23 protein-coding genes are annotated in these 22,719 nt (G+C 64.2%); 14 read left to right on the top strand and 9 right to left on the bottom strand.

Annotation, left to right across the window (positions count from 1 at the left end):
* Window positions 1-49 precede the first annotated feature (49 nt).
* Both ACSQ3Z_RS27510 and ACSQ3Z_RS27515 read right to left on the bottom strand, forming a co-directional pair.
* Window positions 50-841: a DUF1194 domain-containing protein gene (locus ACSQ3Z_RS27510; RefSeq protein ID WP_436175164.1), complete on the bottom strand. Its 792-nt coding sequence runs from the start codon at window positions 839-841 to the stop codon at window positions 50-52.
* Window positions 842-895: 54 nt separating this feature from the next.
* Complete coding sequence (locus ACSQ3Z_RS27515) at window positions 896-1,888, bottom strand: DMT family transporter (protein ID WP_436174424.1); 993 nt, start codon at window positions 1,886-1,888, stop codon at window positions 896-898.
* Window positions 1,889-2,052: 164 nt separating this feature from the next.
* Here ACSQ3Z_RS27515 and ACSQ3Z_RS27520 point away from each other — a divergent pair, with 164 nt between their 5' ends.
* Window positions 2,053-4,023 carry a BTAD domain-containing putative transcriptional regulator gene (locus tag ACSQ3Z_RS27520; RefSeq protein WP_436174425.1) on the top strand — a complete coding sequence of 657 codons (1,971 nt, stop codon included), beginning with the start codon at window positions 2,053-2,055 and terminating at the stop codon, window positions 4,021-4,023.
* Between the two features lie 110 nt (window positions 4,024-4,133).
* Here ACSQ3Z_RS27520 and efp read toward each other — a convergent pair whose 3' ends face one another.
* Window positions 4,134-4,703 carry an elongation factor P gene (efp, locus tag ACSQ3Z_RS27525; RefSeq protein ID WP_436174426.1) on the bottom strand — a complete coding sequence of 190 codons (570 nt, stop codon included), beginning with the start codon at window positions 4,701-4,703 and terminating at the stop codon, window positions 4,134-4,136.
* A 158-nt stretch (window positions 4,704-4,861) separates the two neighbouring features.
* Here efp and epmA point away from each other — a divergent pair, with 158 nt between their 5' ends.
* The 8 genes from epmA (at window position 4,862) to lpxK (ending at window position 12,274) form a co-directional block, all read left to right on the top strand.
* On the top strand, window positions 4,862-5,902 hold the full coding sequence (gene epmA / locus ACSQ3Z_RS27530) for an EF-P lysine aminoacylase EpmA (protein WP_436174427.1): 1,041 nt from the start codon (window positions 4,862-4,864) through the stop codon (window positions 5,900-5,902).
* Between the two features lie 142 nt (window positions 5,903-6,044).
* Entirely contained in the window at window positions 6,045-6,476 is a 432-nt protein-coding gene (locus ACSQ3Z_RS27535; protein ID WP_436174428.1) for a YybH family protein, read from the top strand.
* Between the two features lie 202 nt (window positions 6,477-6,678).
* Window positions 6,679-8,022 carry a TldD/PmbA family protein gene (locus ACSQ3Z_RS27540; RefSeq protein ID WP_436174429.1) on the top strand — a complete coding sequence of 448 codons (1,344 nt, stop codon included), beginning with the start codon at window positions 6,679-6,681 and terminating at the stop codon, window positions 8,020-8,022.
* The gene (locus ACSQ3Z_RS27545) at window positions 8,009-8,815 is read left to right on the top strand and encodes a 3'(2'),5'-bisphosphate nucleotidase CysQ (RefSeq protein ID WP_436174430.1); all 807 of its coding nucleotides are present in this window, start codon (window positions 8,009-8,011) and stop codon (window positions 8,813-8,815) included. Before ACSQ3Z_RS27540 ends, ACSQ3Z_RS27545 begins: the two co-directional genes overlap by 14 nt.
* 73 nt (window positions 8,816-8,888) lie before the next feature.
* Window positions 8,889-9,134, top strand: a complete 246-nt coding sequence (locus tag ACSQ3Z_RS27550) for a DUF4170 domain-containing protein (protein ID WP_436174431.1) — start codon at window positions 8,889-8,891, stop codon at window positions 9,132-9,134.
* A gap of 5 nt (window positions 9,135-9,139) precedes the next feature.
* A complete protein-coding gene (locus ACSQ3Z_RS27555) occupies window positions 9,140-9,931 on the top strand; it encodes a lysophospholipid acyltransferase family protein (protein WP_436174432.1) in 792 nt (263 codons plus the stop codon).
* Entirely contained in the window at window positions 9,928-11,244 is a 1,317-nt protein-coding gene (gene waaA, locus ACSQ3Z_RS27560; RefSeq protein ID WP_436174433.1) for a lipid IV(A) 3-deoxy-D-manno-octulosonic acid transferase, read from the top strand. The genes ACSQ3Z_RS27555 and waaA overlap by 4 nt, the downstream gene beginning before the upstream one ends.
* 1 nt (window position 11,245) lies before the next feature.
* On the top strand, window positions 11,246-12,274 hold the full coding sequence (lpxK, locus tag ACSQ3Z_RS27565; RefSeq protein WP_436174434.1) for a tetraacyldisaccharide 4'-kinase: 1,029 nt from the start codon (window positions 11,246-11,248) through the stop codon (window positions 12,272-12,274).
* 15 nt (window positions 12,275-12,289) lie between these two features.
* Here the strand turns inward: lpxK and ACSQ3Z_RS27570 are convergent, their stop codons facing one another.
* Both ACSQ3Z_RS27570 and ACSQ3Z_RS27575 read right to left on the bottom strand, forming a co-directional pair.
* The gene (locus tag ACSQ3Z_RS27570) at window positions 12,290-12,523 is read right to left on the bottom strand and encodes a DUF2093 domain-containing protein (RefSeq protein WP_436174435.1); all 234 of its coding nucleotides are present in this window, start codon (window positions 12,521-12,523) and stop codon (window positions 12,290-12,292) included.
* Window positions 12,524-12,929: 406 nt separating this feature from the next.
* Window positions 12,930-13,856 carry a LysR substrate-binding domain-containing protein gene (locus ACSQ3Z_RS27575; RefSeq protein ID WP_436174436.1) on the bottom strand — a complete coding sequence of 309 codons (927 nt, stop codon included), beginning with the start codon at window positions 13,854-13,856 and terminating at the stop codon, window positions 12,930-12,932.
* A 90-nt stretch (window positions 13,857-13,946) separates the two neighbouring features.
* On the opposite strand from ACSQ3Z_RS27575, the gene ACSQ3Z_RS27580 reads away from it, so the two are divergent.
* Window positions 13,947-14,840, top strand: coding sequence for a DMT family transporter (locus ACSQ3Z_RS27580; RefSeq protein WP_436174437.1), 894 nt, complete (start codon window positions 13,947-13,949; stop codon window positions 14,838-14,840).
* Window positions 14,841-14,929: 89 nt separating this feature from the next.
* Here the strand turns inward: ACSQ3Z_RS27580 and ACSQ3Z_RS27585 are convergent, their stop codons facing one another.
* The 3 genes from ACSQ3Z_RS27585 to ACSQ3Z_RS27595 all read right to left on the bottom strand — a co-directional run bounded on the left by ACSQ3Z_RS27585 (window position 14,930) and on the right by ACSQ3Z_RS27595 (window position 18,333).
* Window positions 14,930-15,388, bottom strand: coding sequence for an AAA family ATPase (locus ACSQ3Z_RS27585; protein WP_436174438.1), 459 nt, complete (start codon window positions 15,386-15,388; stop codon window positions 14,930-14,932).
* Window positions 15,389-15,494: 106 nt separating this feature from the next.
* Entirely contained in the window at window positions 15,495-17,357 is a 1,863-nt protein-coding gene (gene mutL, locus ACSQ3Z_RS27590; protein ID WP_436174439.1) for a DNA mismatch repair endonuclease MutL, read from the bottom strand.
* Between the two features lie 73 nt (window positions 17,358-17,430).
* The gene (locus ACSQ3Z_RS27595; protein WP_436174440.1) at window positions 17,431-18,333 is read right to left on the bottom strand and encodes a LysR substrate-binding domain-containing protein; all 903 of its coding nucleotides are present in this window, start codon (window positions 18,331-18,333) and stop codon (window positions 17,431-17,433) included.
* Between the two features lie 92 nt (window positions 18,334-18,425).
* Between ACSQ3Z_RS27595 and ACSQ3Z_RS27600 the strand changes: the two genes are divergently transcribed.
* The 4 genes from ACSQ3Z_RS27600 to ACSQ3Z_RS27615 all read left to right on the top strand — a co-directional run bounded on the left by ACSQ3Z_RS27600 (window position 18,426) and on the right by ACSQ3Z_RS27615 (window position 22,223).
* Window positions 18,426-19,976 (top strand): trimethylamine methyltransferase family protein, encoded by a 1,551-nt coding sequence (locus tag ACSQ3Z_RS27600; protein ID WP_436174441.1) that lies wholly within the window; start codon window positions 18,426-18,428, stop codon window positions 19,974-19,976.
* 163 nt (window positions 19,977-20,139) lie between these two features.
* Window positions 20,140-20,619 (top strand): DUF3828 domain-containing protein, encoded by a 480-nt coding sequence (locus tag ACSQ3Z_RS27605; RefSeq protein WP_436174442.1) that lies wholly within the window; start codon window positions 20,140-20,142, stop codon window positions 20,617-20,619.
* 34 nt (window positions 20,620-20,653) lie between these two features.
* Window positions 20,654-21,199, top strand: coding sequence for a hypothetical protein (locus ACSQ3Z_RS27610; protein WP_436174443.1), 546 nt, complete (start codon window positions 20,654-20,656; stop codon window positions 21,197-21,199).
* A gap of 148 nt (window positions 21,200-21,347) precedes the next feature.
* Window positions 21,348-22,223, top strand: a complete 876-nt coding sequence (locus ACSQ3Z_RS27615; protein WP_436174444.1) for an alpha/beta hydrolase — start codon at window positions 21,348-21,350, stop codon at window positions 22,221-22,223.
* A gap of 15 nt (window positions 22,224-22,238) precedes the next feature.
* On the opposite strand, the gene queF is transcribed toward ACSQ3Z_RS27615, so the two are convergent.
* A complete protein-coding gene (queF, locus tag ACSQ3Z_RS27620) occupies window positions 22,239-22,700 on the bottom strand; it encodes a preQ(1) synthase (RefSeq protein WP_436174445.1) in 462 nt (153 codons plus the stop codon).
* Between the last annotated feature and the right edge of the window lie 19 nt (window positions 22,701-22,719).

Consider the following 22,719-nt stretch of genomic DNA (forward strand, 5'->3'; position numbering starts at 1 on the left):
GGCAATGCAGCGGATCAAATCCGGCTCCCGGACCGATGAGGGAGTAGACCTAGTCTTGCATATGCGGAACCACGGGTGTGATGAGTCCCCATCCACTTGTGGCGGCAAGGGGTGCGTTCATGCTTACTTCCGTCACCAGCTTCCGGCGAAGGGCCTTGATGTAGTCGTTTGGCCCCGTCGGCGACATGACGAAGGCTTGGGAGCCGCCAATGACCGATCGGGCAAAGTAGGATGCCAACGGTTGCTCCGGGTTCTCGCCTTCCGTTGGAATGGCGATTGCATTGATCGTGTATCCCTTGGTGATGGCGTTCAGCCTGCTCGGCTGAACCGGAAGCCCGTCGTTGTTCTCGCCATTGGAAGAGATGTCGATCACTTTCTTCATCGCGTTTCCAGGAAACTGATCGAGCAGGAGACTTCCGACGTCGATGGCCAAGGAAACCGATGTTCCGCCTCGGCCTCTGCGGGCATAGCCGGTATCGCCCTTCTTGCTGATCACCGCCGCCGCTGCCTTGGCATCTTCGAGCCCGCAGATCCTTGTCCACGGCAGCACAATGCGCGTTTGCCCGGGGCTCGACCATTCAAAATAGGCCACCCCGATGCAGCCAAGATAATTTCGGGCGATGGCGGCAATGATCTCGGGCGAAGTCAATGCCGCGGCATGTCCCTCGCGCTGCAGGTCGGCAATCTTCGGGTCAATCGAGGACGAGAAATCGACGGCGAACACGATCGCCACATCGACATTGGCGGCATGTGCCGGCAGCCCCCAAAACAACGATGCCGCAAGCATCGTTGCCAGTCTCAGGAATGAGGGACCGGCTTCCTCGGACACATGTTCGAACATGGTACTCTCCATTTCAACAACGGGCTGTTTTTCGAGGTGGTCAATGCGCGGCAATCAAGACGAGCGCAGCGAGGAAGGGTCTCGGTAAGGAGCATGGCGTACCTCCTCTTGACCGGGATTGGCGGCGGCGAAGGCTGGCACCGGAGCGTCGAAGGGTTGAATCGGGTTGGTCTGCAGGGGCGCACGTGCCTGCGGCGTTCGGTTCGACATTGCGACCGACAGGATCGCACCGAGAATGATCGCGCCGCCCAATGCGCCTGCTGACGAGGTCTGCTCGCCGAGGAACATCGCCGCGCCTAGCGCGCCGAAGACGCTTTCGGCACTGACGATCACGGCGGCATGGCTGGCCGAGGTGTAGCGCAGGGCGACAATCTGTATGCCGAAAGCAAATGCGGTGGAGAATATGCCGAGGACCGCCAGTTCCGGGCCGGCTGCAAATGCAGCGGCCATCGACAAATTGCCGTGCATTGCCCCGAGCGGCAGGGCGAAGGCGGCGGCTCCGAGGAATTGTGTCGCCGCGGCGGTGAATGGCCGCCCGTGGGTCTGCATATGCCGGCCAAGCTCGACCGTCCAGAGCGCATAGCAGGCAGCCGACAGGATAGCGGTGAGATCGCCAGCGCTGAAACCGGCGATCCCGCCGGACAAGAGCAGGGCGCCGACTACGGTCAACCCGGCGGCGAATGTCAGACTGGCTGTCGGACGTTCGCCGATAAGCAGCCACGCAGCCAGCGGCGTCATCACCGTTGCCGTGCTTATCAGAAAGCTTGCATTCGTGACGGTGGCGCCGAGATAGCAAAGCTGCTGAAGCATGATGGAGATGGCAAACAGCGCCCCCACTCTGGCCAGGCTGGCAAGATGACCCGCCCCGGCCGGCAGTCGCCTTTCAGTCAGGACAAAGGGCAGCACAAGCAGCCCGCCGATCAGGCAGCGCAGACCAACGGCACTCAGTGCATCGAGGTGGTCGAGCACCGTCTTTTGCGCGACATTGCCGAAGCCCCACAAGGCGGCGGCAAACAGGAGCAGCAAATTGGCTCTAAGCTTTGACATCCGCCGCCCCCTCGGGCCAAAGCCTGCCGCAGGCTCAGTCACCCCTAATTCAGCGAAGTCTAATCGACCGGCCGTCACGAGAGCGCTTGAGGCGCGGCTCTACTGTTTGCGAAGCGTTAGTTTTGAGTTAGAATTTCGTCACGAGGGAAGAAGCTGTTAAGCAAATGCAAGATGCGGATGACGTCACTGCAAGTAAAATCTCGCTTTTCGGCGGTTTCCGGATTGAAAAGGAGGCTGTCGGCCCACTCTGGCTGACCGGGAAGCGAGGCCCCGCGATCATTGCCTATCTGGCCCGCTGTCCGGGTATGTCGGCGACAAGGGAAAGGCTTGCTGACCTGCTATGGGGCGATAGCGATAGCGAGCACTCACGCAACAGCCTGCGGCAAACCCTCAGCGTCCTGCGCCGGGATTTGTCACGAGCGGGGGTGGATCTCATTCATTCCCGCAAGGAGTTGATCGGCCTCAGGCCGGATGCGGTTCGCGTCGACGTCGGGGAGTTCGAATCCGGCCTCTCAGCCCGTTCCTCGCAGGAGCTCGAAACGGTTCTGGCACTTTACACCGGGCCTTTTCTCGATGGCCTTTATCTGGGGAGCAGTGCTTTCGATGACTGGGCCGCATCGGAACGCGAAAGGCTGCTGAACCGAGCGCTTGAGTCGTTCGAAAAGCTTGCTCGTGTCGTGGACGCTGAAACGGGGCTCGTCCTGGCCGATCGAATTCTGGCCATGGAACCGACGCGCGAGGAATCCTATCGGCTGAAGATGGAACTGCTCGTTGCGTGCGGCCAACGCGACCGGGCGTTGCGAACATACGAGACTTGCAAAAGCGTGCTAAAAAAGGAGTTTGGTGTCGAAGCCAGCCCCGAGACGCGGGCGCTTTGGCAATCCCTGCTGGCTGTCGCCGATACCGCATCGGCAAATGGTGCCGCCGGTCAGCGCCTGGGGCGCCCATCGATCAGTGTCGCCGACTTCGTCAACCTGACGGGAAAGCGAGGCGACGACTTTTTTGCCAGGGGGCTCGTCCAGGACATCACCACGGCCCTCTCAGAGGTGGCCGACTATGTCGTGCTCTCTGCGCCTCCTCCCGTGGAGAAGAACGGCGCTGCCGAAGAAACCAAAACGCCGGGAATGCTCCGGGCGCGATATGTGCTCAGCGGCAGCGTCCAGAGATCCGGCAATGGACTGAGGGTGAACATCCAGCTTGTCGATGCCACCGGCGGCCACAACGTCTGGGCCCAGAAGTTCGACGGCCACGCCGAGAACGCGCTCGAATTCCAGGACAGGATCGCACAGTCTGTTGTTCTGGGAGTGATCCTCGACCTTCAACTGACCGACTGGAAAGTCCGCGACAAGAGCCCGCCTGGTCCTCCTGAAGTGCGCAGGTTGGTGAACGAGGCTCTCATGAAGTATTTTGAGATGACCCGGGACTCGCTGTTGGTCGGGATAGAGCTTGCCGAGAAGGCTGTATCGATAGGTCCCGACAACGCTCGTGCGAAGCGGACGCTGTCGATCATAATTTCCATGTGCGTGGCGTTTGGTTCGCTGCCCCGGGAGCAGGGGCAGATCGAGCGTGCGGTCGAGCTTGCGCAAGCAGCGGTACGGGCAGTGCCTGACGACGAAATTGCCCGCTGCGTCCTGTCATTCGCTCTCGAAAGTTCCGGCCGCATCGACGAGGCGATCGCCGAATGCCAACATGCGATCAGCCTCAACCCAGGCTATCCGAGCGGCCACGGCGACATTTCGATGCTCTTTGCGTTGCGCGGACAGGTCAGCGAAGCTGTGCGTGAGGCCAACGAGGCAATCCGGCTCGGAGCGCATGACGTCATCGACTTCTGGCGTCACCATGGCTTGGTTGTTGCACTGTTCGCCGGCGGAGACGATCGGCGGGCGCTCGAAGTCGCCCGCCGGGTGGTCAGGACAAAGCCGGGGTTCGTTCGCGGCGCGCTTTATTGGGCCGCGGCCGCGTCGGCAACCGGAAACAACGAGGAAGCGTCACGGGCCATCCATCATTGCCTGTCACAACTTCCACATCTCAATCTGGGCAATGTCTGCCCCGGCTTTGTGCCACGCTATGTGAAGGACCATCATCACTCGAGGTTCCTTGAAATGCTGTCGAGAGCTGGCCTTCCGAGTTCCTGATGCATGTCGCCCAAAAGTGCGCAGCGGTTTTGGGATAACGACATGCATAACCTAAAGCGCGTGGACTGAATCCGCTTCAACGCGACGCGCTTTAAGGGTGGCCTCGCGCCTCAGTCCTTGGCGCGCTCGACATACGCGCCGTCGGCCGTCATCACCACCACGCGGGTGCCGGCGCTGATGTGCGGTGGCACGGTCGTGCGCACGCCATTGGAAAGCAAGGCTGGCTTGTAGGATGAGGATGCCGTCTGGCCCTTGGTCACCGGTTCGGTCTCGACAACCTCGAAGGCCGCGCGCTGCGGCAGCACCAGCGAGATCGCGATGCCGTTGAACTGCGAGATCTGCACCGCCATGCCTTCCAGCAGGTAGGGCGCCATGTCGCCGACCACGCTTTCCGAAACCGCGACCTGGTCGTAGCTCTCGGGGTTCATGAAATGGAAGCCTTCGCCGTCGCTGTAGAGGAAGGTGTGCTCGCGCTCTTCGACATAGGCGCGCTCCACCTGCTCGGTGGTGCGATAGCGCTCCGAAACCTTCACCCCATCGCCGATGCGGCGCATGTCGAGCTGGGTCACGGGCGTGCCCTTGCCAGGGTGGATGTTTTCGGCAAAGAGGATCACATAAAGCTTGCCGTCCTTATCGACGACGTTGCCTTTGCGTAGGGAACTGGCGATGACCTTCACCACGGGGGACAATCCTATTCGAGTTCTTGGCCCGTTCGGGTTCGTTGGCCCGAAAGCGTTGCCTGATGCAAAATCGGCTGAAGCAGCCGTCCGCTGCGCCCTAGCGCATCTTGGCCGCAACCGCCAGTCTTCTCTGCAATTTCGCTCATGACCTGATCCTGATGACGCAAGCTTCGCCCTGGTGGACGCTAGATGTCCACGCCGACCGCCGGCCACGGCTGATCCAGCGCAATGCGATCGCTGCCTCCGTGCGCGACTGGTTCGCCAGGCGCGAATTCATCGAAGTCACCACCGCGGCGCTGCAGGTTTCGCCCGGCAACGAGGCGCATCTGTCGGCCTTCGCCACGCAGGCGATCGGGCCGGACGCCGTACGCTCGCCGCTCTACCTCCACACCTCGCCGGAATTCGCCTGCAAGAAGTTGTTGGCCGCAGGCGAGCAGCGCATCTTCAGCCTCGGCTCTGTCTGGCGCAACCGCGAGCGCGGGCCCTTGCACCATCCCGAATTCACCATGCTCGAATGGTACAGGGTCGGCGAGACCTATGAGAGCCTGATGGCCGACTGCGCCGCGCTGCTGGCGCTGGCGGCCGAGCGTGCTGGTGCAAAAGCCTTTCGCTTTCGCGGGCGAGAGGCCGACCCATTTGCCGAGCCGGAGCGGCTGAGCGTCGCCGACGCGTTTTCGCGCTATGCCGGCATCGACCTGCTCGCCACGGTCGCCGCGGACGGCAGCACCGACCGCGCCGCCCTGCATGACGCCCTGGTCAAGGCAGGCTTGCGCACCGCGCCCGACGACAACTGGGCCGACCTGTTCAGCCGGGTGATGGTGGAAAAGGTCGAGCCGGCGTTGGGGCAGGGGCGGGCCACCATTCTTTACGGCTATCCGATCTCGGAGGCCGCGCTCGCCCGGCCGAGCGTCGCCGACCCTCGCGTTGCCGAGCGCTTCGAGCTCTATTGCTGTGGCGTTGAACTCGCCAACGCTTTTGGTGAACTCACCGATCCGGCCGAGCAGCGGCGGCGCTTTGCCGCCGAAATGGACGAGAAGGAGCGCGTCTATGGCGAACGCTACCCGCTGGACGAGGATTTTCTCGCGGCTCTCGCCATCATGCCGCAGGCGAGCGGCTCGGCACTTGGTTTCGACCGGCTGGTCATGCTCGCCACCGGCGCGCTCAGGATCGACGACGTGATCTGGACTCCGGTCGCCTGAAGAACGCCGCAGGTTCGGCGTCGTTCTGCTAGGGCGTGAACTCATCAACGGCTGGCGGAAGCGCCAAGAAGCGAGATAGCGCGAGCGGGAACCCGACTTTTCGGATAAAGTTTTCTCTTTCCGATCACCTGAGGGCGCTAAGATGTTAGCCTCCGACCTAACGAAATTTATCGAGCAGGGTCATCTGGCTTTGGATGCCTTCGTGAAGGGCGATCCTGAACCTCTGAAGGATCTCTACTCGCGACGGGATGACGTCATTATCGCCAATCCGTTCGGCCCGCCGGCGAAGGGTTGGGAAAAGGTCGCCGCGACCATGGAACGGGCTGCCACCAATTTTCGGGGCGGCGAGGCCACCGGCTTTGAGCGCATCTCCGAGTACGCGACGGCGGATTTGGGGTACATCATCGAGGTCGAGCGGTTCCGATCCAAGGTCGGTAGTGTCGACAAGCTGGTGCCGATTGCGCTTCGGGTCACCACCATATTCCGGCGGGAGCAAGGCGCGTGGAGGATCGTCCTTCGTCATGCCGATCCGATAACCTCAGCTCGCCCACCGGCGTCCATAGTCGGAGAGTAGAAGGGTTGCCGGACCCGTCTGGGTCCTACTCGGTGAGAGCCGCAGTTTGAGACCGGAAAGGCGAGATGGGCGTGGCTGGCGCTCTGAACCGGCTGCCTTGCCTTTTGATTGCCGCGTTTCCCATTGTACAAGCCACGGCGGACCAATAGATGGTGGCCAGTGGCTTCCTCCCAGGCCGGCAGAAAAAGCAGGATTGATACGCATGACCAATACGCTCGACGCAGCGAAATTGACCGACCGCGTCGCGGCCCTGGTCGAGGCCGCCAAGCGCGCCGGCGCCGATGCCGCGGATGCGGTCGCGGTGCGCGGCCGCTCCGCTGGCGTGTCGGTGCGGCTGGGCAAGGTCGAGGCCACCGAATCGTCCGAGAGTGAGGATGTCTCGCTGCGCGTGTTCGTCGGCCAGCGGGTTGCTAGCGTGTCGGCGACCGCAGCGTCCGATCCGAAGGCGCTGGCCGAGCGCGCGGTCGCCATGGCCAAGGTGTCGCCGGAGGATCCCTATCAGGGGCTCGCCGATCCGGCCCTGCTAGCAGGCAAGCCGCGCGACCTCGATCTGTTCGACCCGACCGAGGTTTCGGCCGATGAACTGAAGGAGGCGGCGCTTGCGGCGGAAGCGGCAGCCCTTGCCGTCAAGGGCGTCACCAACTCGTCCGGCAGCAGCGCCGGCGCCGGGCTCGGCGGGCTGGTGCTCGCCACCTCGCATGGGTTCGTCGGCCAGTATGTCGCCTCGCGCTTTTCGCGCTCGGCCAGCGTCATTGCCGGCGAGGGCACAGGCATGGAGCGCGACTACGAGTACTCCTCGCACCAGCATTTTTCCGATCTCGACGCGCCCGAAGATATCGGCCGCAAGGCCGGCGAGCGCGCCGTACGCCGCATCGGCGCGCGCAAGGCGGCAACCGGGCCGGTCGATGTCGTGTTCGATCCGCGCGTCGCGCGCGGCATTGCCGGCCATCTCGGCGGCGCCATCAATGGCGCCGCCGTGGCGCGCAAGACCAGCTTCCTCCGCGACATGATGGGCAAGCAGGTGGCCTCGGCCGCGATCACCGTCAGCGACGAGCCGTTGCGGCGGCGCGGCCAGGCCTCGCGCCCCTTCGATGGTGAAGGTGTCGAGGGAAAGATGCTGCTGATGGTCGAAAAGGGCGTGCTCAACCACTGGTTCCTGTCGACCTCGGCCGCGCGTGAGCTCGGCCTGACCACCAATGGACGCGGATCGCGCAGCGGCTCCTCCGTCTCGCCATCCTCGACCAATCTCGCCATCGAGCCGGGCGAACGCACGCCGGAAGATTTGATCAAGTCGCTGAAAAGCGGCTTCTATGTCACCGAAGTGTTCGGCCAGGGCGTCGATATGATCACCGGCGAATACAGCCGCGGCGCGTCCGGCTTCTGGATCGAGAATGGCGAACTTGCCTATCCCGTCGCTGAGGTGACCATTGCCTCCAATTTGAAGACGATGTTCCTCAACATGGTCCCGGCCAGCGATCTCGATCGCAATTTCGGCACCGCGGCCCCGACGCTGATGATCGAAGGGATGACCCTTGCCGGCGCCTGATACGGTCACATCGGCCGGGGCTCGCGAGGACCTGGCCCTGCTGCGCGACGCCGCCCGCGAGGCCGGCCTCATTGCCATGCGCTATTTCGGCAACAACCCGCAGGTCTGGATGAAGGGCGGCACGTCGCCGGTCAGCGAAGCCGACCATGCAGCGGATGCCTATCTGCGCAAGACCTTGCTTGCGGCACGGCCTGACTATGGCTGGCTGTCGGAAGAAACCGCCGACGATCCGGCACGGCTTCTCGCGCGCCGCACCTTCGTCGTCGATCCCATCGACGGCACGCGGGGCTTCCTCGAAGGCCTGCGCTCCTGGTGCGTCAGCGTTGCCGTGGTCGAGGACGGCCGCACGCTTGCCGGCGTGCTCAAATGCCCGGCCATGGAAGAAACCTATTGGGCGCTGCCTGGCGAAGGCGCGTTTCTGAATGGCCGTCGCATTGCCGTGCGCCAGCCGGCGGCAAAGGTAGAGATTGGCGGGCCGAAGCCGTTGGTCGACCTGATGCCGGCGGAGTGGCAGGACCGGCTGAACCGCGTGACCTACATTCCGTCGCTCGCCTACCGCCTGGCGATGGTCGCCAATGGCCGCCTCGATGCAACCTTCGTCAAGCCGAGCGCGCATGACTGGGACATCGCCGCCGCCGATCTCATCCTGCACGAGGCGGGTGGCGCCTTGCTCGACCGGCATGGCGAGCGGCCGCGCTATGCCGGCGAGGTGATTCGCCACGGCGCGCTCGCCGCCGGCAGCGGCGCGCTGCTTGCCGTGCTTGCCGGTGTCATTGCCGGGCTGGACAGTTAACCATCATCAAAGGTTCCAAAGTCGGCGGCTTTGGTCTAGACCTCTGCAAACTCACGATATGTGAAGGACCGACATGGCCGCGGAAGACGGAAAGAAACAGCTTTTGCACCTGGTTTTCGGCGGCGAGCTGAAAAAGCTGGGCGGAACCGAATTCCGCGACCTCGATGGGCTCGACATCGTCGGCATCTACCCCGACTATCAATCCGCGCACACGGCCTGGAAGGCCAAGGCGCAAGCCAGTGTCGATAACGCCCATATGCGCTATTTCGTCGTTCACCTGCATCGGCTGCTCGACCCAGACAGCAAGGTCGTCGGTTGATTTCCATGGACCATGATGCGGCGAAAGCGCCGGCCACGGAGGCCGCGCCGGCGGGCCGTGGCGGCAGCCGAGCCACCAAAGCCTTCTGGCGCAGGGTCCGCGAACCGCTGGCGCAGTCGCGATTCGTCAAGAGCGTCATTGTCGGCCTGCTCGCGCAGTTCGTGCGCTTTGTACGCCTGACCAATCGCATGGTTGACGGATCGGCGCATGTCGCCGGGGGCGCCTATGCGCATCTGGAACCCGGCATCATCGCGCTTTGGCACGGCCAGCATCTGCTCACCCCGGCCTACTATCCCAAGGGCCGGCAGCTGGTCGCCATGGTCTCGCGCAGTGCCGATGCCGAGCTCAACGCGCTGATGCTCGAGAGATTTGGCATCGAGGCCGTGCGCGGCTCCGGCGGACGTGACAGCACCAGGCATCTCGACAAGGGTGGCGCCAGGGCGCTGATTGCCCTGAAAAAGTCGCTCACGGCCGGCAAGAACGTCGCCATGATCGCAGACATACCCCACGGCACGCCGCGCGACGCGGGGCTCGGCATCGTTCTTCTGGCGCGGCTCTCGGGCCGCCCGATCATGCCTGCGGCCATCGCCACCAGCCGCCGCAAGGTGCTGGAGAAGAGCTGGGACAAGACCACCATCAACCTGCCGTTCGGCCGTTGCGCGATCGTGCTCGGCACGCCGGTACAGGTGCCGGCCAATGCCGATGATGCCGAGATGGAGCGCAAGCGCCAGGAACTGACCGCCTCGCTCAACGCCGCCACCGCCGAGGCCTACCGCCTCGTGGACGGCCCGAAGTGAGCGAGCGCTGGGCGCGCGCCATGCTGTCGGCCTACCGCTATGCGGGCGCCGCCGCCTATCCGCTGATCGGGCCCTACGTCGCCTGGCGCACCTCCAGGGGCAAGGAAGATCGTGTCCGCCGGCGTGAGCGCTACGGCGTCGCCGGCCGTCCACGTCCGGAAGGGCCGGTGATCTGGATCCACGCGGCGAGCGTCGGCGAGACCCTCGCCGTCATTCCCCTGGTCGAGAGCATCCTCGACTACGGCGTCAACATCGTCCTGACCACCGGCACCGTCACCTCCGCGCAAGTTGCCGACGAGCGGCTTGGTGACCGCATCATCCACCAATATGTGCCGCTCGATCTCAAGCCGGCGGTCAGCCGTTTCCTCGACCATTGGCGACCGGATCTGGCGATCATCGCCGAATCGGAAATCTGGCCGATGACCATGCTCGAGCTCGGCGCGCGGCGCGTGCCGCAGGTGCTGGTCAACGGCAGGCTGTCCGACCGCTCCTTCACCTCCTGGAAGAAACGCGCCAACATCGCCGAGGCCTTGTTCGAGAACCTTGCCCATGTCGTCGCCCAGTCGGATGTCGACGGCGAGCGCTTCCGCTCGCTGGGCGCCCGGCCGGTCACCGTGTCGGGCAACCTCAAGGTCGACACCGCGCCGCCGCCGTTCGACGAACGGGCGCTGTCCTCGCTGAAGCGCCAGATCGGCGAGCGGCCGACCTGGGCGGCGATTTCGACCCATGACGGCGAGGAAGTGGTGGCGGCCGAAGTCCACGCCATGCTGCACAGGCGCCATCACGGCCTGCTGACGATTATCGTTCCGCGCCATCCCGACCGCGCCGAGGCGCTGGCCACGCAGATTTCCGGCATGGGCCTGAAGCTCGCCCGGCGCAGCAAGGGCGACAGGATCACCGCCGACACCGACATCCTGCTCGGCGACACGATCGGCGAGATGGGGCTTTACCTCAGGCTGACGGAGATCGCCTTCGTCGGCCGTTCTCTGACCTCCGAGGGCGGCCAGAACCCGCTGGAACCGGCGATGCTGGAGACGGCGGTGCTCGCCGGCCGCAACGTCCAGAATTTCCGCGAGGCGTATCAGCGGCTGCTCGACAGCGGCGGCGCGAGACTCGTGCGCGACCGCGACATGCTGGCCGGCGCGGTCAATTTCCTTCTGACCAACGAGGCGGCGCGCTATGAGATGATGGCGGCCGGTGTGGCGACCGTCGACGAGATGCGCGGCGCGCTTGCGCGCACGCTGAAGTCGCTGGAGCCCTACATCCAGCCGCTGGTCGTCAAGTCGCGCCTGAAGGGCGCCAACGGGAGGTAGCGTGACCTCCGAGGCGCCGCCCTTCTGGTGGGAAAAGCCGGACTGGCGCGTGCTGGCGCTGTCGCCGCTGTCGGCCGCCTATGCCGTTGTCGCCGGCCGCCGCATGCGCCGTGCGCCGCGCGAAAAGGTCGAGGCACCCGTGCTGTGCGTCGGCAATTTCACAGTCGGCGGTACCGGCAAGACGCCGGTGGCGATCGCGCTGGCCAGGCAGGCCAAACGCATGCAGCTCAATCCCGGTTTCCTGTCGCGCGGCCATGGCGGCTCGTTCGCGCAGCCGCATGTCGTCGATCCGCATCACGACGCTGCCAAGCATGTCGGTGACGAGCCGCTGCTTCTGGCCGAACATGCGCCGGTCGCGGTGACGCCGAACCGTGCGGCGGGCGCCAGGCTGCTCATCGAGAAGCACGGCTGTAACTTCCTCATCATGGACGACGGCTTCCAGAGCGCGCGCATCCATATCGACTTTGCGCTGGTCGTCGTCGACACGCGCTACGGTATCGGCAATGGCCGCGTCATTCCCGGCGGGCCGCTGAGGGCAAACATCGTCGACCAGCTGGTCTTCACCAGCGCGCTGCTCAAGATGGGCGAGGGCATAGCGGCCGATGCGGTGGTGCGCCAGGCAGCGCGCGCCGGCCGCCCAATCTTCGAGGCGCATACCGAGCCTCGGGGTAAGGACCGCTTTGCCGGCGGGCGCTTCCTGGCCTTCGCCGGTATCGGCCATCCCGAAAAATTCTTCGACACGCTTCGCGCCGCCAGCGGCGAGGCGGTGCTCTCGAGGGCCTTTCCGGATCATCATTTCTATGGCGAGGACGAGCTTGCCGAACTGGCGGCGACCGCACGCCGCGAAGGGCTTCGCCTCGTCACCACCGCCAAGGACGCCGCAAGGTTGCGCCACGGCACCGCGCCTGCTGGGTTCCTGGATCAGCTCGACGTGCTGGAGATCGACACCGTGTTCGAGCTCGACCACGTGCCCGAGCGCATCATCGACGAGACGCTGGATGCATGGCGGCAGCGTAAGCTGAGAGGCTGAGTTCGACTAAGAGCGTTACCGCCGGCTGCGCAGATCCGGATTCGCCTCGATCTCACGTCGCAGCGAGGCGGTAGCGTTTGCGTAAGGCTCCTGCCTGGCGACGCTCCAATATTTGAGTTCGTCGAGCGGGATGCTCTCGCCGGTCACCGCGCAGCGCACGAACGCGCCGGGGCTGGTGACCTGGAAGTCGCCATCGAGATAGCGAATCCGGGCTTCCTTGCCACCAGGGCCTTCGAAACGGTTCATCATGGGGTGGCGCCAAGGTTCATGAGGATGTCATCGCCATAAATTGCCGGCAAGGTCAAGCTTGACGCAATGCTGATGCCCTATTGTCCGACCGGATACTTAGAGCAATTCCAGGAAAAGTGTGAAACGGGTTTTCCGTCCGGAATTGCGTCAAAACGAAGAGATAGAGCGGTTCTGCGTTTCCGTTAAACGATGAACCGCTCCAGCGGGGACCGGCATGGACATTTCCTCTGCCCACCTGACATCGTTGTTGCGCGAAGTCTTGACCCGGAGGCTCTGCCGTCGGCGAAGGCAGATCCGGTGAGGACAGCGCTGGTCAAGGCATTGGTCGCACCGCCGGCACCGGCGCCCGGGCCATCGCAGCCGGTAGCGGCCGCGCTGCCGTCGGTTTTGTGCGGATGGTGCTTCGCTAACTCTCGGCTTCGATGAACGCCTCGATCTTTTCCGGCCCCAGTCCGGCCTGCGCCGCGATGCGCCGGGCAAGGTCGGCGGCGGCGGCGCGCGGGCGGCCGACAGGCCGGTCGAGCCAGTAGGAAATCGGATTGAGCGCGGCGCGGTCGTCAACCGTGACGATACGGCCCGACTTTAGCTGGTCCTGCGTTAGCGGCGGCCGCGCCAGTGCGATGCCCAGCCCATGCGCGGCGGCATCGAGCACCAGATTGTAATCCTCGAAGCGGCGGTCGTGCGGGCGCGGGCGATAGTCGACGCCTTGCGCCGCGAACCAGGCGCGCCATGTGGACGCGTCGGAATCGTTGATCAGCGGGAATTTGAGCAGCCGGGCAGGGTCGCCGCTGCCGATCTCCTTAGCAAGATCCGGCGAGGCGATCGGGAACACATGCTCCTCGAACAACTGCACCGAGACACGGCCCGGAATGCGGCCGCGCCCGCAGCGCACCGACAGATCGATGCCCTCGTCGGCGAGATCTGCCTGGCGGTTGTCGACATCGAGCACGATGCGCAGTTTGGTCGGGTGGCTCTCAAGCGCGGCCATGCGCGGCATCAGCCACAGGCCGCTGACCGAGGGGATCGAGGTCAGCCGCACCACGGCGGTGCCGCGCGGTTCGACCCAGCGGTCCGAATTGCTGGCGATCAGCGCGAAGGCCTCGGTGGTCCTGAGATGCAGACGATTGCCCTCGATCGTCAGCGACACGCCGCGCGCGCCGCGATCGAACACTTTCAGCCCCAGCCAGTCCTCCAGCTTGGCGATCTGCCGGCTGACGGCACCATGGGTGAGGTTGAGCTTTTCGGCGGCGGCTGAAAAACTCCCGGTGCGCGCCGCGGCGTCGAAGGCGCGCAAGGTCTCGAGCGGCAGCATCGGTTCTGAGCTGTGATCCATGCTCACAGGTGATCCTCGATTTGCTCGTTTGTCAACCGGCCGGCAATAGCGTTTCTGTACATCATGCAATTGAATCGCGAGGACGGTCAGATGAGCGCTTATACCGGCACGTTGAATTCGACACAGCGCATGGACACCACGGCCGTCATCGCGGTGGCCCTCACTGTGGTCGGTTGGGCCTCCGCCTTTCCGGCCATCCGCGCCGGCCTTGCCGCCTTTGACCCGCTCGAACTCGGCGCGCTGCGCTTCGCCATTGCCGCCGTGCCGGCCGCTATCTTCCTCGCCGTCAAGCGCCCGGCGCTGCCCAGGATCGACGAATTGTGGCGCTTCGGCTTCGGCGGCGCCATCTTCGTCGCGCTCTATACGGCGATGCTCAATTTCGGCGAGCTGACGGTTTCGGCTGGTGCCGCCGGCTTCATCATCAATGTCAGCCCGATCTTCACCGCCATCATGGCGATGGCGCTGCTCGGCGAGCGCTTCTCCGGCGTGGCCTGGCTCGGCACGGCGATCTCTTTCGCCGGCATCGGCATCATCGCTATGGGCGAGGGGCAGGGCCTGCATTTCAACACCGGCGCGCTGCTGGTTCTGGGCTCCGCCCTGTGCTCGGCCGTCAACACCATCGTCCAGAAGCCGCTCTTTGCCCGCCACCATCCGCTGACCATCGCCGCTTCCAACATGGTGCTCGGCGCGCTCTGCCTGGCGCCCTTCCTGCCCAACGCGTTCTCGCAGGCCGCGGTCGCCGACACTGCCGGTCTTGGTGCCGTCATCTTCCTCGGCATCGTGCCGAGCCTGATCGCCTATGCCGCCTGGGCGACAGCGCTGTCGCGTCTGCCCGCCGCCCGCGCCTCGAACTTCCTCTATCTGGTCTCGCCGGTGGCGACGTTGATCGGCTTCTTCTGGCTCGGCGAAGTGCCGACCCTGCTCGGCATCATCGGCGGCGTGCTAGCGCTCGGCGGTGTGATCGTGGTGAATTTGAAGAGGTAAATCAGAGGGTTGTAGAAGTTTGCTGTATTAGGGCTGGCGAGCAAGTGAGCTTACGAAGTCGGATATCTGACGGCTGCTACGCAAGTTGATCACCGGCACCAGTGCCCCCTCGCCAGACGCTCCTGCTCGATGAGCGGTCGACTGTCACCGTCGAAATTCCAGATGTAGCGCAGAAACGCCAAAAACTCTTTGTCCAGCCTCTCACGGCATCCGGCCGCAAGATCAGGCCGAGGCTGGTTCAATGCGCTACGCAATATGACCCGGCTCAGGCAGGTCATGCGTGGGGTGTCGAGCCAGACGACGAGATCGGCGCGGGGCAGCCTCAGATCGAAAGTCTGCCGATAATAGTTTCCCTCGCACACCCAGCCGTCACCAGAGATGGCCTCGCTGACGCGTGCACGAAAGACTTCATTTTGAGGTTTGCTCCAGCCCGGCCCCCAGAACAACCTGTCCAAATGCACGACCGGCAATTTCAACCGTTCGCCCACTTCCCTTGCCAGGGTTGATTTGCCGCTTCCAGCATTTCCGAGAATGACGATCCGTTGCACGAGGCGACCTCGGAAAGCTTGGGTTCTTCACCCTACGATGTGAGGGGAAGAGGTGGCCGCGAAGCGGCCGGAGAGGGGGCTGCGCCGGCGGGACAAGCTTGATCCGTCACCGCCTGCCGAACAGCCGCTCGATGTCGGCAAGCTTGAGCTCGATATAGGTCGGCCGGCCATGGTTGCAGGTGCCGGAGCCGGGCGTCGCCTCCATCTGGCGCAGCAGTGCATTCATCTCTTCGGGCTTCAGCAGGCGGCCGGAGCGCACCGAGCCGTGGCAGGCCATGGTCGCGGCGATCTTGTCCAGCCGGCCTTTCAGCGTCTCCACCGTGTCGTTGTCGGCGATCTCGTCGGCAAGGTCGCGCACCAGCTGCTGGACATTGGTCTCGCCGAGCATCGACGGCGTCTCGCGCACGGCGACAGCGCCCGGCCCGAATCGCTCGATGCCGAGGCCGAAGCGGGCAAGCGTTTCGGAATGCATGGCCAGCCGCTCGGCATCGTCTTCCGGCAGGTCGACGATCTCCGGCAGAAGCAGCATCTGCGACGGCACGGCGCGCGAATGCAGCGCATTCTTCAAGGCTTCATAGACCAGCCGCTCATGCGCCGCGTGCTGGTCGACGATGACGAGCGAATCCCTGGTCTGGGCGACGATATAGTTCTCATGCACCTGCGCCCGCGCCGCCCCCAGCGCCGTGCCGAGCAGCGTCTCTGCCGCTTCGTCCAGGCCGGCGCGTGCGTCGGCGCTGGCGAGCGGCCCGGCATCGAACGCAACCTGATCGTTCTCGCGGAACCCGCTATTTCCGGGTGCCCCGCCTTCCATATCGAGCGGCCGCTGCGCAGAGCGGTCGAAACCGGAAAAGCCCGAGGCGCGGTAGGCTGCATCGTAGCTCCGGTGGCCGTTGGCCGGGCCGGGATGCGAATAGCTGGCGGCGCCGGGCCGGAACGCTGCCACCATGCCGGCGGCCCCGGTGGTCGCGGCGCGGATGCCGGCATTGGCCAGCGCCTCACGGATGCCGCCGACGATCAGCCCGCGCACCAGACCTGGATCGCGGAAGCGCACATCGGCCTTGGCCGGGTGGACATTGACGTCGACGGTTCCCGGATCGAGCGTCAGGAACAGCACGGTCACCGCATGGCGGTCGCGCGGCAGCACGTCGGCGAAGGCGCCGCGAATGGCGCCGGCGATCAGCTTGTCGCGCACCGGCCGGCCGTTGACATAGGCATATTGCTGCAGCGCGTTGGCGCGGCTGAAGGACGGGATCGAGACATGGCCGGAAAGCTGCACGCCTTCCCGCTCGGCGTCGATGGCGATCGCATTGTCGGGAAAATCCGCGCCCATCACTTGCGCGACACGGGCAAGCCGGCCCTCGGAACTGTCGTCGGTTGCCGGCAGTTCCAGCGTCGAGCGGTCGGAGCCGGCCAGCGTGAAGCGCACCGACGGGAAGGCAATGGCGATGCGCTTGACCACGTCGCTGGTGGCCGAGCTTTCGGCGCGTTCGCCCTTCATGAATTTGAGCCGCGCGGGCGTGGCGAAGAACAGGTCGCGCACCTCGACCGTGGTGCCGCGATTGGCCGCCGCCGGCTTGACCGCGGACATACGGCCGCCTTCGATGCCGATCTCGGCGGCGCTGTCGCCAGCGGCCGTGCGCGAACGGATCGACAGCCGCGCCACCGAACCGATCGAGGGCAGCGCCTCGCCGCGGAAGCCGAGCGAGCGGATGTCGTGGATATTTTCTGAGAGCTTGGAGGTGCAGTGGCGGGCGATCGCCAGCGCCAGTTCCTGCTCGGGGATGCCAGAACCATCGTCGGTGACGCGGATCAGGTTCAGCCCGCCGCCGGCGGTGACGATCTCGACGCGCGAGGCGCCGGCATCGAGCGCATTCTCGACCAGTTCCTTGACCACGCTCGCCGGACGCTCGATGACTTCGCCGGCGGCGATCTGGTTGATCATCGTTTCGGAGAGCTGGCGGATGGGCATCAGAGCACTATAGGCGGATTCGTGGGGCTTGCGGGAGGGGAAAGTCACGTGATTAGGTGGACCAGCATTCACCTCAAGCCTGCGCGGCCAGCCAGTCCCTTACCTTGCGGGCGTTGTCGCTGAGCTCGCGGTTCTTCGGCCAGATGATGTGGAAGCTCGTGCCGGTCTTCATCACATGATCCGTCACCGGCACCAGCAGTCCGGATGCCAGCAGCCGCTCGACCAAGTGCCGCCATCCCAGCGCGATGCCTTGCCCCTCCATCACCGCCTGGATCACCAGCGCGTAGTCGTTGATGCGCAGGCCCCGCCCGGCATCGCTGAGGCTGGCGCCGGCCGACTGGAACCATTCGTCCCAGCTCGCAGCCTCGCGATATGGCTCCTCCAGGTGGATGAGACGGTGCGTTGCCAGTTCTGCGACGGTCCTCGGCAAGCCGAACTTCGCCACATAGCTGGCGCCGGCCACCGGGAAGATCTCCTCGTCGGCCAGCGGCAGCGAATGGTACTCCGGCCATTCCTTGGGTTCGCCGCCGCGCACGCCGAGCGGGATGCCTTCGGCGATGATGTCGAGGTCGCGGTCGGCGGTCTGGATGCGCAGATCGATGCCCGGCAATTCATCACGGAACTGCTGCAGGCGCGGCATCATCCAGAACGATCCGAAGGCGGTCGAGGCGGCAAGCGTCACATGGCCGCCCGTCGCCTGCAGGCGCAAATCTTCCGCCGACTTGCGGATGTGGGACAGGCCGAGCGAGACATCGGCATGGAAGCGCTCGCCGGCCTCGGTCAGGCTGACCTGCCGGTGGCGGCGCTGGAACAGCTTGGCGCCGAGCTGTTCCTCCAACCCGCGCACCGCGTAGGAGACGGCGGCTTGGGTCATGCCGAGCTCGCGCCCGGCGGCGGTGAAGCTCGACAGCCGCCCGGCCGCCTCGAAGACGATCAGGCTGCCGGCCGAGGGCAGGAGGTGGCGCAGGCTTCGCATAAGCAGAGCTTATACAAGCGATCAGGTTTTTCCAGCGTCACAGTCATATTTCGTCTCGCTAAGTTGACGGGCTCAGGGAGGATGGAATTGCCATGAACACACCGGCCGTTGAAGTGACCGAACCTGCCAGCCGTCGAGCGGGTGGCCGCCTGGGGCGCAAGGTGCTGCGGGGAATTCCCATGGCGTCTTTTCCGACCCTGGTCCGTAAAATTCCGGTGTATCAAATGGTTCCGGACGAGGCGGTGGAGCTGATCCATCAGGAGTCGCTCGCGATCCTCGAAGAGGTCGGCTGCGAGTTCCGTGATGACGAGGCCATTGCACTCTGGAAGGCAGCGGGCGCGGATGTCTCGGAAACTCGTGTCCGGATCGACCGTGCGCTCCTGATGGAGCTCGTCTCGAAGGTCCCGTCGGAGTTTACGCTCAATGCGAGGAATCCGCAGCGTACGGTGCGGGTTGGCGGCGACAACTCCATCTTCGTGCCGATGTATGGCGCGCCTTACGTGCGCGACCTCGACAACAACAGGCGCTACGGCACGCTCGCCGACCTCAATAATTTCCACAAGCTCGCCTACATGGCGCCGGCGCTGCATTCGTCCAGCTCGATCATCTGCGAGCCGATGGAAATTGCGGTGCCGAAGCGTCACCTCCACATCATCCATTCGGCGCTGAAGCACTCCGACAAGCCGTTCATGGGCATCGTGACGTCCAAGGATCGGGCCGAAGACACGATGGCGATGGCAGGCATCGTGTTCGGCGAGGAGTTTGTCCGCGACAATCCCGTCCTGGTGTCGATCACCAATTGCAATTCGCCGCTGGTCTGGGATGCCACCATGCTGGACGCCATGAAGGTTTATGCCCGCCACAACCAGCCGCTGATTCTGGCGCCCTTCGCGCTGTGCGGCGCCTCGACTTCGGCCTCGGCCGTCGGCGCGGTGGCGCAGGTCAATGCGGAAGCGCTTGCCGGCGTCGCGTTCACGCAGCTGCTGCGTCCGGGTTCGCCGCAGATCTACGGACAGTTCATGGTGACGGTCGACATGAAGACCGGCGCACCCATGGGTGGCACGCCGGAGGCGGCCCAGATGATGTATCTGATGGGGGCACTGGCGCGGAAATACCGGCTGCCGTGGCGCACGTCGGGCTTCCATGTCGGCTCGAAACTGAACGACGCCCAGGCGGGCTACGAGGCGAACATGCTGATGCATGCCGCCATCCTGGCCGGCGCCAACTACATCTGGCACTCCGCCGGATGGCTCGAGGCTGGCCTGACCTGCGGCTATTCAAAATTCGCGACCGACTGCGAGCAGCTTGTCGGCTGGTATAAATATGCGGGCGGGCTTCCGTTCGACGATTTCAAGGAAGCGATGGCGGCGATCCGCGAGGTGGGGCCGCAGGGCCATTTCCTGGGCACCCAGCACACGCTCGAACATTTCGAGTCCGCTTTCTTCATGCCCAGCATCATGGACTTCAATTCGTTCGAACAGTGGAAGGCTGAAGGGGCGAAGGACCACGACACGCGCGGTCGCGAGAAAGCCCGCAACATGCTGGCGGACTATGAGGAGCCGAAGCTCGACGAGGGCATCGCCGATGGTCTCAAAGATTTGATCGCCCTGCGCGAGGAGACGCTGCCGGACAGCGTTAGTTGATAAGGACGGGCGAAGACCTGACGGAACCACAAAGAGTGATCTGCCGGGACCGTAAACCTGTGCCGTCGGACGAGGCGCAGCAAGATTTATGGACCGCAAGAAAGCCAGTATGCAGGATGCGTGATATTGATAGCTTGGGGCTATCGATATCCGGAGATTTTGCATGAGACCGACAGTGCTCGTTGCCGTCCTTTCGATCGCCGCGCCCGCTGCGGCCCTGGCCGGGCCGGCATCCAATGCGGTGAAGTTCTTCTATATGCCCAAGGTCAAATTCGAGGCCGACGCCAAATACCGCGACCGTTTCACCGAGCCGGTGACCAGGCTGTTTGACCTCAACGACCAAGCGCAGAAGAACAAGCCGGACGAGGTGCCTTGCATCGACTTCGCTCCCGGTCTCGACGCACAGGACTATGACGAAAAGACCGTCTCCAAGACGCTCAAACTGTCGGAACAGGTGGATGGCGACAGCGCCGTGGTGACGGCGACGTTCAGCCTTTTCCCGGAAGGCGATGAGTCCAAGCGTGAAATGGTCTGGTCTCTGAAAAAGGTCGACGGCAAGTGGAAGGTAGCCGACATCGCTTCCAAATCCAGCGGCTGGACGCTCAGCGCGTTGGAATGCATGCCGGGTTCGACAGCGGAGTGATGCCGTGCTCCGTCGCTTTGTCCGGATATTCCCGATGATTTCGATGCTGGCTGCCGGGTTGAACGGTGGCGCTTGCGCCCAGGACCTGTTCGGCGCACCACCGCCGAACGCTTCTTCCGGCGACTCTGCCAATGCGCCCGCTGACACATCGCCCGCAAATCCGCCGGCCGCATCGGCGCCCTCGGCGCCCGTGCTGCCGGGCTCGCCAACGGCGGTGGTCAAGCCTTTCTACGAGCATGTCGGGCTGGAGCTCGATCCGGCCGAGCGCAAGAATTTCATCGACCCGGCCAAGACCGTGCTCGACAAGAGCGATGCGCTGCGCAAATCCGGGCAGGGCGAATGCCTCGATCCCAACATGGCGCTTGACAATGCGAATTACGACAAGCGGGCGATCGACAAGAGCCTGAAGACCATCGAGGCGGTCAATGGCGACGAGGCCAAGGTGGTTGTCGCCTTCGTCGTCGAAGGCAATGCGCATCGGCTGGAATGGAAACTGAAAAAGGTCGACGGCGGCTGGAAGATATCAGACCTTTTGTCGGTGACCGGCGAATGGGCGCTCAGCCAGTACCAGTGCGAATAGGGACCGACGAAGATCACCAACATCAGCGTCAACGTCCCGCGACGCGCCGTTCTGGTGGACGGCCGGTCTCCATGGCGGTGCCCCAACAATCCCGGCCGCTACCGACGTCTGCCGTTAATTTGATGCAACGCGCCGAGCAGACCGATCGATGAGACGAGGTGTTCTGCTCGCTGTGGCCTTTGCGGGAATTTGCATCGCGGCGTACGCTGTCACTTGGGAGGCTGGAAGCCATGCGGTTGCACGTGGGCCTCGGCAAAGTTTCATTCTGCCTGCCGGATTGCCTGTGGAGCGCATTGTCCTGAAGCAGGAAGGCGCGTCCGACCTTGCTGGCTGGGTTGCGGATCGGCAGGGTAGTTGCGGCACGATTGTGTTGTTGCACGGGCGAGGTTCCAACAAGGTAGCCATGTTGCCCAGGGCGAAAATGCTTTTCAAAAGCGGCTACTCAATCGTGCTGTTCGATCTGTCAGGGCATGGCGAGAGCGGCGGCGATGTCCGAGGCTTTGGTTACACGGAACGGCAGGACGCCGGCCGCATCCTCGCCTTTGCGCGGCGACGCTTCGCCGGCCGCAAGGTCGCGGCCGTCGGTTCTTCGCTTGGCGCGGCCGCTTTTGTGTTTGCCGCGCAACAGGAGCAAGCCGACGCCTATGTGCTTGAGCAACTTTACGCGACCTTGCTGGAAACCACGGCGTTGCGGGCGCCGTTGCCCATGCTGCGCGACGTGCAGGCGACCATCCTCTTGGCGCAGATGCCGCTCCGCCTTGGCTTTGGCGCAGACGAGGTCAGACCGGTCGATCGCATCGGTGCTATTGACCGGCCGATACTGCTGCTTGCCGGCAATTCAGATCCCTTTGTCGATCGCAGCCAAGTGCTGGCGTTGAAAGATGCGGCAGGCGCTGACACCGAACTGGTCTGGTTCGACCGCGCGAAGCATGTCGATCTCTTTCGCTATAGCCAACAGCAGTACCGCGATGCCGTCCTGCCCTTCCTGCAGAAGAATTTTTGCCGCACCGATCCCGTCGACTGACAGTCGGCCATGCCGTCATCCCCGCCCGCGATAGGGCGCGACACCCGTGTCGGGCAGCCAGCTGCCTTCTGGTGGAGCGCCGGTTTGCCAGAACACGTCGATCGGAATGCCGCCACGCGGATACCAATAGCCGCCAATGCGCAACCACAGGGGCTTTGTCGCGGCCACAATGCGGCGGCCGATCATGACGGTGCATTCTTCATGGAAGGCGCCATGGTTGCGAAACGAGGTCATGAACAGTTTCAGCGATTTCGATTCCACCAGGAGCGTATCGGGTGCGTAGTCGATGACGATATGGGCGAAATCCGGCTGTCCGGTGACCGGACAGAGCGAGGTGAATTCCGGGCAGACGAATCGCACGATGGCCGGCGGGCCGTCGCCGCGCGAAAACGGCACGGTCTCCAGCACCGCTGCTTCGGGGCTCTGTGGCGTCTCGACGTGCGCGCCGAGCTGGGTAAGGTCTTTGGTGATGGTCATGGGCGGTTGCCTCGTTGGA

The organism is Mesorhizobium sp. LjNodule214, assembly GCF_964252735.1.
Taxonomy (GTDB): Bacteria; Pseudomonadota; Alphaproteobacteria; order Rhizobiales; family Rhizobiaceae; genus Mesorhizobium.

Bases quoted from the DNA above. Each gene is read 5' to 3' on its own strand.
- ACSQ3Z_RS27510 (WP_436175164.1), bottom strand. From the start codon at position 841: ATGTTCGAACATGTGTCCGAGGAAGCCGGTCCCTCATTCCTGAGACTG.
- ACSQ3Z_RS27515 (WP_436174424.1), bottom strand. From the start codon at position 1,888: ATGTCAAAGCTTAGAGCCAATTTGCTGCTCCTGTTTGCCGCCGCCTTG.
- ACSQ3Z_RS27520 (WP_436174425.1), top strand. From the start codon at position 2,053: ATGCAAGATGCGGATGACGTCACTGCAAGTAAAATCTCGCTTTTCGGC.
- epmA (WP_436174427.1), top strand. From the start codon at position 4,862: ATGACGCAAGCTTCGCCCTGGTGGACGCTAGATGTCCACGCCGACCGC.
- ACSQ3Z_RS27535 (WP_436174428.1), top strand. From the start codon at position 6,045: ATGTTAGCCTCCGACCTAACGAAATTTATCGAGCAGGGTCATCTGGCT.
- ACSQ3Z_RS27540 (WP_436174429.1), top strand. From the start codon at position 6,679: ATGACCAATACGCTCGACGCAGCGAAATTGACCGACCGCGTCGCGGCC.
- ACSQ3Z_RS27550 (WP_436174431.1), top strand. From the start codon at position 8,889: ATGGCCGCGGAAGACGGAAAGAAACAGCTTTTGCACCTGGTTTTCGGC.
- ACSQ3Z_RS27555 (WP_436174432.1), top strand. From the start codon at position 9,140: ATGGACCATGATGCGGCGAAAGCGCCGGCCACGGAGGCCGCGCCGGCG.
- ACSQ3Z_RS27570 (WP_436174435.1), bottom strand. From the start codon at position 12,523: ATGATGAACCGTTTCGAAGGCCCTGGTGGCAAGGAAGCCCGGATTCGC.
- ACSQ3Z_RS27575 (WP_436174436.1), bottom strand. From the start codon at position 13,856: ATGGATCACAGCTCAGAACCGATGCTGCCGCTCGAGACCTTGCGCGCC.
- ACSQ3Z_RS27580 (WP_436174437.1), top strand. From the start codon at position 13,947: ATGAGCGCTTATACCGGCACGTTGAATTCGACACAGCGCATGGACACC.
- mutL (WP_436174439.1), bottom strand. From the start codon at position 17,357: ATGCCCATCCGCCAGCTCTCCGAAACGATGATCAACCAGATCGCCGCC.
- ACSQ3Z_RS27595 (WP_436174440.1), bottom strand. From the start codon at position 18,333: ATGCGAAGCCTGCGCCACCTCCTGCCCTCGGCCGGCAGCCTGATCGTC.
- ACSQ3Z_RS27600 (WP_436174441.1), top strand. From the start codon at position 18,426: ATGAACACACCGGCCGTTGAAGTGACCGAACCTGCCAGCCGTCGAGCG.
- ACSQ3Z_RS27605 (WP_436174442.1), top strand. From the start codon at position 20,140: ATGAGACCGACAGTGCTCGTTGCCGTCCTTTCGATCGCCGCGCCCGCT.
- ACSQ3Z_RS27610 (WP_436174443.1), top strand. From the start codon at position 20,654: ATGATTTCGATGCTGGCTGCCGGGTTGAACGGTGGCGCTTGCGCCCAG.
- ACSQ3Z_RS27615 (WP_436174444.1), top strand. From the start codon at position 21,348: ATGAGACGAGGTGTTCTGCTCGCTGTGGCCTTTGCGGGAATTTGCATC.
- queF (WP_436174445.1), bottom strand. From the start codon at position 22,700: ATGACCATCACCAAAGACCTTACCCAGCTCGGCGCGCACGTCGAGACG.